This window comes from Streptomyces scabiei 87.22, from assembly GCF_000091305.1.
Classification (GTDB): Bacteria; Actinomycetota; Actinomycetes; order Streptomycetales; family Streptomycetaceae; genus Streptomyces; species Streptomyces scabiei.
Genome location: NC_013929.1, coordinates 6,594,904 through 6,610,502 on the forward strand (window position 1 = coordinate 6,594,904; position 15,599 = coordinate 6,610,502).

Below are 15,599 nucleotides of genomic sequence, written 5' to 3' on the forward strand. Positions count from 1 at the left end.
GGACGGGCCCGTACGCGTGTCCGGTCGGCGCCGGTCCCGGGGCCGGCGCCGAGGAGGGGTTCGAGAGATGAACGAGACGATGGTGTGCGTGGTGGGGAACGTGGCGACCCAGCCGGTCTGCCGGGAGTTGTCGACGGGTTCGTCGGCCCGGTTCCGGCTGGCGGTGACCTCGCGGTACTGGGACCGGGAGAAGAACGAGTGGACCGACGGCCACACCAACTTCTTCACCGTGTGGGCGCGGCGCACGCTCGCCGCCAACGTGGCGTCGTCCGTGTCGCTGGGTGATCCGGTGGTGGTGCAGGGGCGGTTGAAGGTGCGCACCGAGCAGCGGGACGGTCAGAGCTGGGCCTCCGCGGACGTCGACGCGGTCGCCATCGGCCACGATCTCTCGCGGGGCACCTCGGCGTTCCGGCGGACGCCCCGGGGGGAGGCGCCGGGTGCCGACAGGTCCCCGTCCCAGCCGGAGCCGGCCTGGGAGACACCGCCGCCCGGAGAGCGACTCGACCCCGCCTCCGAACTCCGGCCGGAACCGGCCGGGGTGACGTGACGTCAATCCGGGGACCGGGGCCGGGTGGAGGCGGGCGTGGGGCAGCGGCGTACGGATGGTGAAGGCTCCGTGTGCACATCCGGGCGATATGTCGACAAGAGCTGTCCATGGGCTGTGCACGCGATAACGATTCCGATTCGGATCGGTTGTCCGACGATACGACTGGGAAAGGTGGTGCGCCTCGTCCCTAGGATGCCGGGCATAGCTCACGGGGCTTCTGATTCTGCTGGTGGGACCACAACCCCCCACGTCAACGGGTCCTGCTCGAAGGGAAATTCTGTGCTTTCTTCGTTCTCGGCGTCGTTCTCCGGGTGGTCCGGATGGGCCGCGCGCAGACGAGGGGCGGCTCGCCTCGCCGCCGTCTCACTCGCGTCCGGCCTGGTCGTCGCGGGCGCGGTCGTCACCGCGGGCCCGGCCGCCGCCGAGGACACGGTGCGGAGTTCGGGCGGGGCGACGGCGACCATGGACGGCCTCAAGACGTTCGGAACGGCCGTGCTCAGGACCGAGGACGGCCAGGAACAGCAGCTACCCGCAGGGCTGTTCGAGATGTTCGTCGACGGCGGCGGCACCCTGCAGACCTACTGCGTCGACGTCCAGAACCCGACGCAGAAGGACGCCGAGTACCGGGAGACACCCTGGAGCGGCACGTCGCTCGGCGCCAACAAGCAGGCGGGCAGGATCCGCTGGATCCTGCAGAACTCCTATCCGCAGGTGAACGACCTCGCGGCACTCGCCGACAAGGCCGGGGCCGGCGGGCTCACCGAGGAGGACGCGGCCGCCGGCACCCAGGTCGCGATCTGGCGGTACTCGGACGGGGCCGAGGTGACGGCCCTGGACCCGGAGGCGGAGAAGCTCGCGGACTACCTGGAGAAGAACGCGCGGGACCTGGCGGAACCGGCCGCCTCCCTGACCCTCGACACGTCGGCGGTCTCCGGCCGGCCCGGGGAACGGCTCGGCCCCGTCACGGTGCGCACCAACGCGGACGGCGTGACCGTGACCCCGCCCTCGGACGCCACGGCGGACGGCGTACGGGTCGTCGACGCGGAGGGCGAGGACGTGACCGCGGCCGGGGACGGCAGCGAGCTGTACTTCGAGGTGCCCGAGAAGGCCGCGGACGGCTCGGCCGAGCTGACCGTGCAGGCCTCGACGACCGTGCCGGTCGGCCGCGCCTTCGCCTCCGAGACCCGCAGCCAGACCCAGATCCTCGCCGGCTCCAGCGAGTCCACCGTCACCGCGACGGCGACCGCGCACTGGGCCGGGAAGGGCGCGATACCGGCCCTGTCCGCCGAGAAGAACTGCGCCGCGGGCGGCCTGGACCTCACCGCCGCCAACAAGGGCGACGAGCCCTTCACCTTCGAACTGATGGGGATCACCTACACCGTCGAGGCGGGCGAGACCCGCACGGTGACGATCCCCCTCCAGGAGGACCAGGCGTACGACTTCACGATCGAAGGGCCGAACGGCCAGGCGAAGCGGTTCCGGGGCGTGCTGGACTGCCGGACGCAGACGGCGGCCGGCGCCGGCGGGGACTCGGTCCAGACCCTGAGCGAGCCGAGCCCGGCGACGGTGGGCGGGGGCGAGGCCCTCGACACGGCCACCGACCTCGCCGAGACCGGCAGCTCCGGCGCCACTCCGGTGATCGGCGGCATCGCCATCGGACTGGTCGTGATCGGCGGCGCGGTGATGATCCTTCTGCGTCGCCGGAACCCGTGAGGGACAGCGCTCCTTGACAACTCGACAGTGCGTGACCGCGCGATGACACACGCGTGCGACGCGGCCCCGGTACGCCCGCTGGGCGCCGGGGCCGCGTCGTTCCTCCGGCGGCCTCACCATCCGGTTTCCGTCGAGGGCTGGCCGTGCGGCAAGATGGGTGGTACTGCCCACTGCCAGATTTCAAGTTGCCGGACGGTTTCTCTTGGCTGAGTACATCTACACGATGCGCAAGACACGCAAGGCGCACGGCGACAAGGTGATCCTTGACGACGTCACGCTGAGCTTCCTTCCCGGCGCGAAGATCGGTGTGGTCGGTCCGAACGGTGCCGGAAAGTCCACCGTTCTCAAGATCATGGCGGGCCTCGAACAGCCCTCCAACGGTGACGCGTTCCTGTCGCCCGGCTACACCGTCGGCATGCTCCTGCAGGAGCCGCCGCTGGACGAGTCGAAGACGGTCCTGCAGAACGTCCAGGACGGCGCCGCCGAGATCATGGGCAAGCTCCACCGCTTCAACGAGGTCGCCGAGCTCATGGCGACCGACTACTCGGACGCGCTCCTCGACGAGATGGGCAAGCTCCAGGAGGACCTGGACCACGCGAACGCCTGGGACCTGGACACCCAGCTGGAGCAGGCCATGGACGCCCTGGGCTGCCCGCCCGGCGACTGGCCCGTCACCAACCTGTCCGGTGGTGAGCGCCGCCGTGTCGCCCTGTGCAAGCTGCTGCTCGAAGCCCCCGACCTGCTGCTCCTCGACGAGCCCACCAACCACCTGGACGCCGAGTCCGTGCAGTGGCTGGAGCAGCACCTCGCCAAGTACCCCGGCACCGTCGTCGCCGTCACCCACGACCGGTACTTCCTCGACAACGTCGCGGGCTGGATCCTGGAGCTCGACCGCGGCCGCGCGATCGGCTACGAGGGCAACTACTCCACCTACCTGGAGACCAAGCAGACCCGTCTCAAGGTCGAGGGCCAGAAGGACGCCAAGCGCGCCAAGCGGCTCAAGGAAGAGCTGGAGTGGGTCCGCTCCAACGCCAAGGGCCGCCAGGCCAAGTCCAAGGCCCGTCTCGCCCGGTACGAGGAGATGGCGGCCGAGGCCGACAAGATGCGGAAGCTGGACTTCGAGGAGATCCAGATCCCGCCGGGCCCGCGCCTGGGCAGCGTGGTCGTCGAGGTCAACAACCTCAGCAAGGCCTTCGGCGAGAAGGTCCTGATCGACGACCTCTCCTTCACGCTGCCGCGCAACGGCATCGTGGGCATCATCGGCCCGAACGGCGCCGGCAAGACGACCCTCTTCAAGATGATCCAGGGTCTGGAGGAGCCGGACTCCGGTTCGATCAAGGTCGGCGAGACCGTCAAGATCTCCTACGTCGACCAGAGCCGCGAGAACATCGACCCCAAGAAGACGCTGTGGGCCGTCGTCTCCGACGAACTGGACTACATCAACGTCGGCCAGGTCGAGATGCCCTCCCGCGCCTACGTCTCCGCGTTCGGCTTCAAGGGCCCGGACCAGCAGAAGCCGGCCGGAGTGCTCTCCGGCGGTGAGCGCAACCGCCTCAACCTGGCGCTCACCCTCAAGCTGGGCGGCAACCTGCTGCTCCTCGACGAGCCGACCAACGACCTGGACGTCGAGACCCTGTCGTCGCTGGAGAACGCGCTCCTGGAGTTCCCGGGCGCCGCGGTGGTCATCTCCCACGACCGCTGGTTCCTGGACCGGGTGGCCACCCACATCCTCGCCTACGAGGGCGAGTCCAAGTGGTTCTGGTTCGAGGGCAACTTCGAGTCGTACGAGAAGAACAAGATCGAGCGGCTCGGTGCCGACGCCACGCGCCCGCACCGCGCCACCTACAAGAAGCTGACCCGGGGCTGATCTTGCGCCACATCTACCGCTGCCCGCTGCGCTGGGCGGACATGGACGCGTACGGCCACGTCAACAACGTGGTCTTCCTCCGCTATCTGGAGGAAGCCCGTATCGACTTCCTGTTCCGCCCGGAGAAGGACTTCAAGCAGGGGTCCGTGGTGGCGCGGCACGAGATCGACTACAAGCGGCAGCTCGTGCACCGGCACAAGCCGGTGGACATCGAGCTGTGGGTCACGGAGATACGAGCGGCGTCCTTCACGATCACCTACGAGGTCAAGGACCCGGAGCAGGTCTACGTCCGGGCCTCGACGGTGATCGTGCCGTTCGACTTCGCGACCCAGCGGCCCCGCCGGATCACCGCCGACGAACGCGCGTTCCTGGAGGAGTACCGGGACGACCAGGAGAGGGCCGTCGCCGCATGACGGTGCTCCACCTCGCCGACGAGGGGGAGGCGGCGGACCTCGCGGCCTTCCTCTCCCGGCTGCTCCACTACGACCGTGGAGCCGCGGTGCGTCTCCAGGCGGCGGGCACCGCGCTGGCCGTCTTCGGGCGGCCGCCGTCCTTCGAGGTCCTGGCCATCAGGGCCGCCCGCCTCGCCAAGCCGTACGAGAACGGGCTCGACGTCACGCTCGACGTGACCGTGTCGGCCGGTGAACTCCTGGAGTCCGTCGACGAGTCGGCCGGTACGGCCGTCGTCCCGGGGGCGGTGACCGGGCCTCCGTGGGCCGGGGTGCTCCCCCCGCGCGGCGGCTGGCGGCCCGAGGCCGGGCTGCCGGAGCCCGATGCGCTGCGGACGACGGTCTCCGCGGCGGTGCGCGAGTTCCGCTCCCGCACCGAGGAACTGCCGCCCGAGCACCGTACGCGGGCCGAGCTCGACCGGATCGGGCGGGAGATCTGGTCCCGGACGGTCGGGGACACCCCGCTGCCGGTCCGGGCCGTGCACGCGGCCCAGTCGCTCGGCTTCCTGCGCACCGCGCGGACGGCGGCGGGCGCGCCCGCGCAGGCATCGCCGGAACTCTTCGCGTCGGGCGCGTGGCTGCGGCTGCGCACGCCGTACGGATCGGTCGCCGTGCGCAGGGCGGGACTCGGGGCGCTCGACGTCAGCGTCCGCTGACCCCGCGCCGCCCCGGCCGGCTCAGCCCGGGGCGTTCACCATCGAGGCGGCCGCGTACGTGAGGTAGTTCCACAGGATGCGCTCGTGCTCCTCGGAGAGCCGGAGCTCGTCGACGGCGTCGCGCATGTGCTTCAGCCAGGCGTCGTGGGCGGCCCGGTCGACGGTGAAGGGGGCGTGGCGCATACGGAGCCGGGGATGGCCGCGGTTCTCGCTGTACGTGGTGGGGCCGCCCCAGTACTGGATCAGGAACAGCGTGAGGCGGTCCTCGGCCGGGCCCAGGTCCTCCTCGGGATACATGGGCCGCAGGATCGGATCCTCGGCGACGCCCTCGTAGAAACGGCGCACGAGGCACCGGAAGGTCTCCTCGCCACCGACCTGCTCGTAGAAGGTCTGCTCCTGCAGCGTGCCGCGCCGAATCTCATTCACGTCACCCATGGTCTCAGACGCGTGGGAGGAGGACTCCAGGCTTAGGACCATCCACGGAGGGACCGAGCGGGCGGATGGGGTGGAGCGGGCGGACGGAGCGGGCGAATCCGGTCCGATGCGGCGTGGTACTCGCCTCCCGGGGCCTCCGGCCGCACAGTGGAGGTATGGGCACGCGCGCTGTGGACCACGACCTGGAACGTCTCGCCGCAGAGGCCCGGTCGGCGCTGGTGCGCGAGATCGAGGCCAGTGGGGCGTGGGACGCCGACCCGCAGTGGCGCAAGGCGTTCGAGAGCGTTCCCCGGCACCTGTTCGTGCCCTACTACTACGTGAGCGCCGTGGGCGGCTTCGAGCGGCTGTGGGGCGAGGAACGCGACCCCAGGCGGCGTGAGCGCTGGGTGCGCGGAGCGTACGCCGACGCCCCGCTCGCCACACGGCTGCGGGACGGTCGGCTGATCTCCTCCAGCAGCCAGCCGTCTCTGATGGCCAAGATGCTGGCCGAACTGGAGGTGGAGGACGGCGACCGGGTGCTGGAGATCGGAGCCGGCACCGGGTACAACGCGGCCCTGCTCGCGCACCGGCTCGGGGACGAGCAGGTCACGACCGTCGATCTGGACGCCGACATCACGGAGGCGGCGCGCAGGCATCTGGACGCGGCCGGCCACCACCCGACGGTCGTCACCGCGGACGGGGCGCGTGGGGTGCCCGAGCGGGCGCCGTACGACCGGATCATCGCGACCTGCACCCTGCCGTCGATCCCGCGCGCCTGGCTCGCCCAGTGCGTCCCCGGTGCGCGCATCCTGACGCCGCTGGCCACCGGTCTGGTGCGGCTGCGGGTCGAGGACGCGGAGCGGGCCGAGGGGCGTTTCCTGCACACGTCGGCGTACTTCGTGCCGCTGCGCGGGGGCAGTGAGCCGGAGGCGATGCATCCGCATCTCGGCGGGCTGCCGAGCCGGGCCAGGGACCACGAGCTGTTCCGGTTCCTGATCGCGCTGACGACGGGCAGTCTCGACCCGCACGAGGCCCTCGCCCTGTGGCAGCGCGAGGACATGCCCGAGCGCGAGCGTTACGGCATCACGGTGCGCGGCGACCGCGCCTGGGCCTGGCTGGACGACCCGGAAGGGCCGTACGCCTGGCCTCTCCCGGACTGAGGACCCCGCCCGGGGCGAGCCGGGCCGGACGAACGGCCGGGGCCGGCCGAGTCGCTCGGCCGGCCCCGGTCTCTCGCCGGTGGGGCGGGTCAGCCCCGGCGGATCGTGATCGTCGTCCAGGCGCCCACGTGCACCCGGTCCCCGTCCTGGAGGGGGATCGGGACGAACGGCTGGATGGGTTCCTCGGAACCGTTGACGGTGGTGCCGTTGGTGGAGTTCTGGTCGACCACGGCCCAGCCGCCGTCCGGCTGCTGCACCAGCACGGCGTGCTGGTGGGAGACGCCCGGGTCCTCCGGCGGCACCGACAGATCGATGTCGGGGGTGTCACCGGTGGAGTGGCGGCGGCGCCCGATGGTGATCTGGTTGCCGGTGAGGGCGCGTCTCTGCTCCGGGGAGTACGCGGGCAGGTTCAGGCCCGCGGCCTCGGGGCCCGAGCGCTGCATCATCGCCATGAAGTAGTCGCGGTCGGGACCGATGGTCGCGCTCCAGGACATCGGCGCCTGCGGGTACGCGGGGCCGGGCGGAGCCTGGGTGACAGCCGGCTGCGGGTAGCCGTAGCCATCGGGGCGCGCCCCTGCACCGCCGGGGCCACCCTGACCGCCGGGGCCACCGGGCCCTCCGGGGCCGGTCGACGGCGGGGAGATCACCCAGTCGTCGTCGGCGCCGAAGCCGGGACCGCCACCGGGGCCGCCCTGACCGCCGCCGCCGGGCCCTCCGGGCTGGGGTCGCCGGGTCTCCTGCGGGAAGCCGGGCGGAGCGGACGGCCCCGCCTGCTGGAACGCCTGCCGGCCACCGGGGCCCTGACCGCCAGGGCCCTGACCGCCGGGGCCCTGGCCACCGTGACCGCCCGGCCCCGGTCCACCGGGGAATCCGGAGCCGCCGGGTCCACCGGGGCCGTCCGGCGGCGGAACCGGTCGTGAGGGGTCGCCGCCGAAGGCCGAGGGGCCGGGGCGCGAGGGGTCGCCACCGAAGGCCGGGCCACCGGGTCGCGAAGGATCCTGCCCGAACGCGGACGCACCGGGCGCACCGGGCGCACCGGACGGGCCGGGCTCGCCCGGCCGACCGGACTGCCCCGGACCGGGCCGGCCGCCCTGCCCCGCGGGCCCGCCGCCGAACCCGCCGGGACCACCGGGCCCCGCCGGGCCGCCAGGACCACCGGGACCGCCCGGACGGCCGGGTCCACCGGGACCGCCCTGGCCACCCTGTCCACCGGGACCGCCCTGGCCACCCTGTCCACCGGGCCCGCCGTACCCGCCTTGGCCGGGCCCGCCCGGACCCGACGGCTCGCCGCCGAACTGGGGTCCCGGCGGGATCGGCTCGGCGGGACGGTTCACCTGTGAGGGGCGGGAGCTCTGGTAGTCGTAGGCGTCACCGCCGCCGTAGGACGGGGCGGGCGGTTGCTGCTGCTGGAACCGGAGCGCCGGGTTCCCGCCGGGGCCCTGACCGGGTCCACCGGGTCCGGGTCCACCGGGTCCGGGTCCACCGGGTCCGGGTCCGGGCCCACCCTGACCCTGACCCGGGCCGGGTGTCGACGGCCTGGGTGCGGCCGGGGTGTACGTCGTGGCGGTGTTGGTCAGGAAGTTCCACCGGCACTCCTCGCAGAAGGGCGCGCCGCCCTCGCGGGGCGTGCGGCACTGCGGGCAGAGTTCCGTCTGGGCGGCGAGGTGCGGGCGTCCGCCGGGACCCCCGGGGCCGGGACCGCCCGCGCCCGGAGGCGGGGGAGGCGAACCGGGCGGCGGGTATCCGTAACCGGCGCCCGGAGGCGGCGGCGGTGGCGGCGGGGGTACGGCACCGGCCATACGGTGACCGCAGACCTCGCACCAGTCGTCGGAACCCGACTGGTGTCCGTTCGGGCAGGTCGGCATGTCGGCGCTTCCCCCTCTCCTTTCCGACCTCGCGGCCGGTTCCTGTGGCCGCGACGGGCCGGTGTGGCCGGTTCTGTCCGGATTCCCGCTGGGGAAGCCAGGCTGACGCGCGGCGGTGCTTCGGGTTGTTTCTACCTACTTCTTTACACGAACAGTCTTTGTCGACCGCGTTTCGAGAGTCATCTCGTCGGCCTCCGTGACCTTCGCCTTCAGTCGCACAGTACCTGTCGCCGCGTCGACCACGTCCACCACCTTCGCAAGCAGTTTCGCAGTATCCGCGTTCCCCGACGCGCTGGCGAGCTGCACGGCCCGCCCGAGCTTGGCCGTCGCTCCGTCGAAATCACCTGATTTGCGAGCGTCCAGCCCCTGCTGGATGACCTGGGCCAGTTCGGCCTGACCCGTGTAGTGCGCGACCTGGGGGTTGATCGACGTGGAGGCGGCCATGTCGTCGGTCCACACGGCCTTCACCAGACCCTGTGCGCCGAGGTTCTGCGCGGTTCCGCCGTCGGGCTGGGGGATGACCAGGGAGACGCGGGCGGCGAGCATCTCCTGGCCGAGGCTGGCGGCCGGGACCTCGACGCACACGTGGTAGTCGCGGGACTCGTCCCCCCACGAACCGGTCGGGTAGTCGCCGGCCCGCGGCCCGGCCTCCGTGCGACGCTCGGTCAACTCCACGACCGTGGGCGCCACTTGCTTCACGAACTTGATCCGGGTGCCGACCGGGGTCCACAGCCGCAGCGCGACGTCCGCGACCTCCTTGCCCATGGCCGCCTCCATCATCTGCGTGAAGTCGGCGGACAGCGCGGCCGGGTCGGCGACGATGTCGGCGGTGCCGAGGAGCGCGGAGGCGATCTGGGTGACCTCCTTGACCTCCCAGTCGGTTCCCACTCCACGCGCGTCACACGTGAACCGTCCGGCACAGGCGTCCAGCGCGGCCTTCAAGTCCTCCGGCGACTCGTGCTCGTTGCGGCCGTCGGTCAGCAGGATGCCGTGGCGGATGGCGACGTCCTCCGAGGCGAGCAGCCGGTCCGCGAGCCTCAGCCAGGTGCCGATGGCGGTGCCGCCGCCCGCGCTGAGCCGGCGCAGCGCCTGCTTGGCCTGGGCCCGGGTGGCGGAGTCGGCGACCGCGAGCCGCCCGCCGCCGGGGTACACCTCGCGGGCCACGTGGGTGCCGTCGATCACCGCGAAGTGGACGCCGTCGCGCAGGGTGTCGATCGCGGCGGCCGTGGCGTCCCGGGCGTTGCGCATCTTGGTCGGCGGGTAGTCCATCGACCCCGAGCAGTCGACCATGAGTGCCACGGCGGCGGACGGGCCCTGGCCGGGCGAGTACAGGTGCGGCGCGGCGACCGCGGTGCCGATGGTTCCGCCGCCGGTCGCGCTGACCGTGACGATGGCGTTGACCTCGCGTCCGCCCTCGGGCAGGTACTCGTTCTGGTACACCTCGACCGAGAACTGCGGCACGTTCGACTTCGAGAATTTGGCCATGCCTACTCTGATCCCCCTAGCAGCACCACTGTTGGCCCCACGGCCCGTGGGGAGATGACTGTGCGTGCCCGCACGGACCGGTCCCCTCCGGTCCGCCGGCGCTTCTCGTTCGTCGGCCCGTCCGGCCGCCGAGGCGCCCGCGGGCATCCCGCCCGGCGAGCGCGCTCAGGCCGATCCTGCCCCCTGGGGAGGGGCCGGGAACGGCAGAACGGCCACTGTTACGTTGTCGTGGCCCCCGCCGTCGAGGGCCCGGCCCACCAGCACCTGCGCACAGTGCAGCGGCCGCTCGGCCGCGTCCGCGGGCACGGCCTCGGCCATCTCCTCGGCGGCCTCCGCGTAGTTCCACAGTCCGTCGGTGCACACCACAACTACACCCGGCCGGTCCGGCTTGAAGGAAGCGGTGTGCGGCTCCAGTTCGTACGCGTCGGCGCCGAGCCAGCCGGTGATCGCGTGCGCGCGCTCGTCGGCGTACGCCTCGGCCTCGTTCATCAGGCCCGCGGACACCATCTGCGCCGCCCACGAGTCGTCCTCGGTGAGCCGGGCCGGGGGCGCGCTGCGGTCCACCGGGACCCAGTAGGCGCGGCTGTCGCCGACCCAGCCGACGACCAGCAGGTTCGGGGTGACGACGGAGCCCACGATGGTGCACGCCGGCGCGTTCTGGTGCGGGGCGTGTTCCTGGGCCGTCTCCGGTTCCTCCGCCAGGGCGTTGACGGCACGGGCGGCGGCGACGATCGCCTCGTGCATCGCCTGCTGCGGATGGGTGCCGCGCGGCAGCGACTCCAGCACCGTCTCGTTGGCGGTGCGCGCCGCGGCGAGCGAGGCGTCGTCGGGGCGGGTCGCGGAGGACACGCCGTCGCAGACGATCGCGACGACCGCGGGGGAGCCGTCGGGCAGCGCGGTCGAGGAGATCGCGAACGAGTCCTCGTTGCGGTGGTGGCGCAACCCCCGGTCGCTGACCGCGGCGACCGCGCCCAACTGCAGTTCCATGTGGTCGCGTTCACGCGGCTGGGCGTGCCCGCAGTTCTCGCAGTAGCCGTCCCGGTCGACGTGGCCCGCGCGGCAGGCCACGCACAGCTTCGTCCCGGCCGGCGGGGTGGCGAGGTCGGCGGTGCGCGGATCCGGCGGCTGGGGCGCGGCCAGCGGGTACTCGTCGGGCTCCCGGGGCCGGTCGAACCGTACGCCCCGCCCGGGGCCGGGCAGTTCGCCGCCGCCGGAGTCGGTGCCCGCGATGTCGGTGGGACGGACCACCGGCGGCGGGGTGTCGGAGCTGGGCGGGGAGGCGAGGGGCCAGTCCAAGGGCGTGGCCTCCTCGGGCGCGTCACCCGTCACCCCGTTCAGGGTGACGGTCGGCTGGTCCGCCGGCGGTGCGGCCACCGCCGAGAGGTCATGGCCGCACGCACCGCAGAAGCGGTCGTCCGAGGCGACGGGCCAGTCGCAGATCGGGCACTTCGTCAGCGCGGTCGGCTGGGGCATCTGCGACATCAACTACACCCACGTCCGGGGGCGGTAACGGTTGGCACGTTCCACCAGGTCGATCCTCTCCTCGCCGCCTGGGGCGAGCCGGGCCAAAGTGCGGTACGACCGCTCCAGTCCGAAGCGGAGGCCGCGCTCGTCCAGCGCGCTGCCGAGCAGCACCCGCGCACCGGCAGGGGGCGCGGCACCCTGGCTACCGGAGAGTACCCAGTCCAGGGCACAGCCGAGGACCTCCGTGGACAACTGCTCGCGGCGCACCGGGTCCAGACCGTACCCGCCGAGCGCCTCGATCTGCCCGGCGGCCGCGGTCAGGTCGTCCAGGAACGGTACGTCCGGCGCGGCCCCGGCCGGGGCGGGCGCCGGTCCGGTGCCGAGGATCGCCTCGGGGCGGTGTCTGAGCCGCGCCCGTACGGCGGCGACCCGGGCGGCGGTGTAGTGGATGGACGCCTCCGGTACGGACTCCAGGGTGTGGACGGCGTTCTGCCGGTCCCCGGCGGTCAGCCGGACCCGGGCGAGCCCGAACGCGCTGCTGACGAAGCTGGGGTCGGTCGTCCACACCAGACGGTAGTACTCGGCGGCGTTGTCCAGCTGCCCGAGCACCTCGGCGCACAGGCCGAGCGCCAGCTTGGGGGCGGGCTCGCCCGGGAAGGCGTCGTAGATCGCGTCGAACGACAGTGCGGCGTTCTCGTGGTCAACGGTGGCCAGCGCGGCCACGCCCCGGTACCAGACCACCCGCCAGTCGTCGGGATGGTCGCGCTCCAGGGCGTCCAGGGTGGCCAGCGCGACGGTGAACTCGCCCATCTCCAGCCGGGCCCGCAGCTCCCGCAGCCGCAGCTCCAGCGAGCCGCTGGGGGCCGCGTGCAGGGCCGTGATCAGCTCGGCCGGCGCGGAGGTCATGAGCCCCGCCAGGAACCCGGCGTTGGGGTCGCCCGCGTCGACCCGCGGGACCGGCAGCGCGAGGGCCGCGGCGGCGGTGTCGAGCACCCTGGTGAGCCGGACGGGGGCGGCGGTACCGGAGGTACCGGCGGTCAGCAGGGGAGCGGCCGGTACCGAGGGCGAACCGCCGTTCCTCGTGCCGGTCTTGGCGGGGTCACGGCGCCTGCCCAGCCGGGACACGTCCCCGTCCAGCCTCGCGAACAGCTCCGTGTCCGTGACGCGCACCTCGGGCCCGAAGATCGTCGACAGGGCGGGGCGCGCCCGGCCCGTCTGGAGGGAGACGACCTCCCGCAGCACACCCGTCAGCTGCTCCGACATCTCCTGGGCGGAGGCGAACCGGCGGGCCGGGTCGGGATCGGTGGCCCGTACCAGCAGCCGGTAGAAGGACTCGTACTGGCGGAAGACCTCGATGGTGTCCGGGTCGGGCAGGGAGTCCACGAACACGTTCGTGTAGCCCTGGAAGTCGAAGGTGAGGACCGCGAGCGTGCGCGCGACCGTGTACAGGTCGGAGGCCACCGACGGCCCCACGTCGGCGACTTCGGGCGCCTGGTAGCCGACCGTGCCGTAGATGGCCGACTCCTCGTCGTCCATCCTGCGCACCGCGCCCATGTCGATCAGCTTGAGCTGGTCCTCGGTCTGGATCGCGTTGTCGACCTTGAAGTCGCAGTACAGCAGGTTGCGGCTGTGCAGGTGGCCGAGCGCCTCCAGCGCCTCGATGCCGTACGCGCACGCCTGCTCGACCGGCAGCGGGTCCCGGCGCCCGTCCGCCGTGCGGCGGCCGTTGGCGATCTCCTTGAGGGACTTGCCGCCGACGTACTCCATCACGATGTACCCGTCCAGCGAACCGGTGCGCTGGTCGAGGTGTTCGACGAAGTTGTAGATGCGGACGATGTTGGAGTGCTCGATCTCGGCGAGGAAGCGGCGCTCGGAGATCGCGGCGGCCATCGCGTCCTGGTCGCCGGTGTCCAGCAGGCCCTTGAGCACGACCCAACGGTCCGACACCGCACGGTCGATGGCCAGATAGATCCAGCCCAGACCGCCGTGCGCGAGACAGCCCACGACCTCGTACTGGCCGCGCACGATGTCGCCCGAGTGCAGCTTCGGCACGAACGAGTACGGGTGGCCGCACTTGGTGCAGAAGCCCTCGGTGCGCCCCGCCCGCTCACCGCGCGCCCGGCCGACCGGCGCCCCGCAGTCCGAGCGCGAGCAGAACCGCTTGCGCTCGGGCACCTCGGCGGCCTCCAGGACCATCGAGCGCGGATCCGGGCGCGGTACGTCCGGTACCTGGACCAGACCGACGCCGAGCCGGGCCCGCCCCGAGGAGCCGGAGGTCTTGCCGGAGCTGCGCACCGACACCGAGCGGCCCGTGGTCCTGCCCGACAGGGCGCGCGAGAGCCGTCCGGACACCGAGCGCCGGGACTGCGAGGAGCGCGCGGAGGTGCGCGCGGAGCGCGAACTGGCGGATCCGGAGCCGCGTGACCCCCGGCCGCCCCCGGTGATGCCGGTGGGCGGGGAGTTGACCATGCCGTTCGTGGAGACGACCGGGGCCAGCCCGCAGGTGTCGCAGTACAGCTCGCCGCCGCCCATGTCCTCGTACGATCCCGGGCAACCGGGCCGCTGACACGACTGCTGCGGAGACTCTTCGCCCGCCGGGGCCTCGCCCGCGGGGTCTTCGGCCGCCAGGCCCTCCTCCGTCTGACTCACGATTCCTCCTCCCTCCGGTCCTGGGGCTCCCGCTGGGCCGGCACCGACTGGCCCAGCACCTCGGCGGCCGCGTGCTGGTAGCGCAGCACCGCCATCTCCGCCACCCGCAGGTCGCAGGGGGCGCTCCACAGCATGCGCCGCGCCGCGTCGTACCGCTCGATCAGCAGCGCGTCCTCCGCGAAACCGTGCCGGGCGACCTTCGCCCGGTACGCGTCGAGCCGGCCGCGCAGCTCCGCGCGGACCGCCAGCGGCGCGGTGACCGCCGTCAACGACTCCCGGGCCCGCAGCAGTTCGTCGTCCGCCTTCTGCTCCAGGGACTCCAGGAGCGGCGACAGCCGGTGCCACTGCGCGTGTCTGCGGTACTCGGCCGCCATCGCCAACTGCTCCTGCAGCACCGTCGGCGGACCGCTGACCACGGGGACCTCGGTCGCGGCGATCTTCGCCAGCACCTCCCCGCGCGCGCTGCGCGCCTCGGCGAGCGTACGGTCCGCGCGGCTCAGCACGTCCCGCAGCTTCACCAGCCGCGACTCCGCGTCCTGCCGGACGGTCAGCACGGCGTCGATCTCCCGCCGGACCTCGTCCAGCGCCCGCGCCTCACGGTCGTACGTCGTGGTGTCCGGGCGGCCGCCGCCGGGCGCCGAACTGCCCGGCGACGGCACCCAGAAGGCCAGCGGGTCGGAGACGACCTGCTCGCGGAGCCGGGTCAGGGTGCGGGTGATCCGCTCCAGGTCGTCGCCGGCCGGGTGCTCACCGGGGCGTACGCCGACGGAGTGCGCGAGCTGACGGGTGCGCTGGAGCTCGGCGGCCAGTAAATCGATCCGGGCGGGCAGCGCCGACCACACCGCGTCGGCGGCCACGACCATGTCCAGCGAGGACGCGTACAGATCGTTCATCCGGTCCACGAGCGTGACCAGCGAGAACTGCTCGCTGAGCCGGCTCGTGCCCTGCAGCGTCGGCGCGTTCGCCATCGCGGTGGCGCTGCCCGCCACCGTCACGGCCTCGCCGCGCAGCAGTTCGGTCAGCTCCACCAGGTCCTCACGGCTCGACCAGCGGCGCCGCGAGCGGATCTCCCGGGCGGAGCGCAGCGCGTCCGAGTACGCGTCGAAGTACGCCCACAGCAGCGTGATCGAGGCGTCGGCGGCCGTCCAGCGCTCCTGGGTGACACCGGTCAGCGCGGCGCCTTCGAGCAGCCTGCGGCCCGCGTGGTCCTGGAGGGCGAGCAGCGAGGTCTCGATGGCCTCGTGCTCCGCGCCGAGCCGCGCGAGCGCACGGTCCACCTCGTCCCGGTCCATCACCGGCCCGGTGGATCCCGCGACGCCCATCGATCACC

The 15,599-nt window shown here is 72.8% G+C and carries 12 protein-coding genes; 6 read left to right on the plus strand and 6 right to left on the minus strand.

Translation table 11 applies throughout. The features are described 5' to 3' along the window. Positions 1-67 precede the first annotated feature (67 nt). The 5 genes from SCAB_RS28295 (at position 68) to SCAB_RS28315 (ending at position 5,232) form a co-directional block, all read left to right on the plus strand. On the plus strand, positions 68-547 hold the full coding sequence (locus SCAB_RS28295) for a single-stranded DNA-binding protein (protein ID WP_013003513.1): 480 nt from the start codon (positions 68-70) through the stop codon (positions 545-547). Positions 548-826: 279 nt separating this feature from the next. Continuing rightward, a complete protein-coding gene (locus tag SCAB_RS28300) occupies positions 827-2,260 on the plus strand; it encodes a Cys-Gln thioester bond-forming surface protein (protein ID WP_013003514.1) in 1,434 nt (477 codons plus the stop codon). A 202-nt stretch (positions 2,261-2,462) separates the two neighbouring features. Continuing rightward, the gene (gene ettA / locus SCAB_RS28305) at positions 2,463-4,127 is read left to right on the plus strand and encodes an energy-dependent translational throttle protein EttA (RefSeq protein WP_078580202.1); all 1,665 of its coding nucleotides are present in this window, start codon (positions 2,463-2,465) and stop codon (positions 4,125-4,127) included. 2 nt (positions 4,128-4,129) lie between these two features. Then, on the plus strand, positions 4,130-4,540 hold the full coding sequence (locus SCAB_RS28310) for an acyl-CoA thioesterase (RefSeq protein WP_013003516.1): 411 nt from the start codon (positions 4,130-4,132) through the stop codon (positions 4,538-4,540). After that, on the plus strand, positions 4,537-5,232 hold the full coding sequence (locus SCAB_RS28315; protein WP_013003517.1) for a hypothetical protein: 696 nt from the start codon (positions 4,537-4,539) through the stop codon (positions 5,230-5,232). The genes SCAB_RS28310 and SCAB_RS28315 overlap by 4 nt, the downstream gene beginning before the upstream one ends. 21 nt (positions 5,233-5,253) lie before the next feature. Here the strand turns inward: SCAB_RS28315 and SCAB_RS28320 are convergent, their stop codons facing one another. Further along, positions 5,254-5,667, minus strand: a complete 414-nt coding sequence (locus SCAB_RS28320; RefSeq protein WP_013003518.1) for a globin — start codon at positions 5,665-5,667, stop codon at positions 5,254-5,256. Between the two features lie 155 nt (positions 5,668-5,822). On the opposite strand from SCAB_RS28320, the gene SCAB_RS28325 reads away from it, so the two are divergent. Then, positions 5,823-6,806: a methyltransferase domain-containing protein gene (locus SCAB_RS28325; protein WP_086022891.1), complete on the plus strand. Its 984-nt coding sequence runs from the start codon at positions 5,823-5,825 to the stop codon at positions 6,804-6,806. Positions 6,807-6,895: 89 nt separating this feature from the next. Here the strand turns inward: SCAB_RS28325 and SCAB_RS45335 are convergent, their stop codons facing one another. From SCAB_RS45335 to SCAB_RS28350, 5 genes are all read right to left on the minus strand, one after another. Then, entirely contained in the window at positions 6,896-8,671 is a 1,776-nt protein-coding gene (locus tag SCAB_RS45335) for an FHA domain-containing protein (RefSeq protein ID WP_078580203.1), read from the minus strand. Between the two features lie 135 nt (positions 8,672-8,806). Next, positions 8,807-10,156, minus strand: a complete 1,350-nt coding sequence (locus SCAB_RS28335; protein ID WP_013003521.1) for a vWA domain-containing protein — start codon at positions 10,154-10,156, stop codon at positions 8,807-8,809. 165 nt (positions 10,157-10,321) lie between these two features. Further along, a complete protein-coding gene (locus SCAB_RS28340) occupies positions 10,322-11,638 on the minus strand; it encodes a PP2C family serine/threonine-protein phosphatase (protein WP_037729605.1) in 1,317 nt (438 codons plus the stop codon). A 3-nt stretch (positions 11,639-11,641) separates the two neighbouring features. Further along, on the minus strand, positions 11,642-14,269 hold the full coding sequence (locus tag SCAB_RS28345) for a serine/threonine-protein kinase (protein ID WP_013003523.1): 2,628 nt from the start codon (positions 14,267-14,269) through the stop codon (positions 11,642-11,644). Continuing rightward, positions 14,266-15,591, minus strand: coding sequence for a hypothetical protein (locus SCAB_RS28350; protein ID WP_013003524.1), 1,326 nt, complete (start codon positions 15,589-15,591; stop codon positions 14,266-14,268). The genes SCAB_RS28345 and SCAB_RS28350 overlap by 4 nt, the downstream gene beginning before the upstream one ends. Positions 15,592-15,599: the final 8 nt, after the last annotated feature.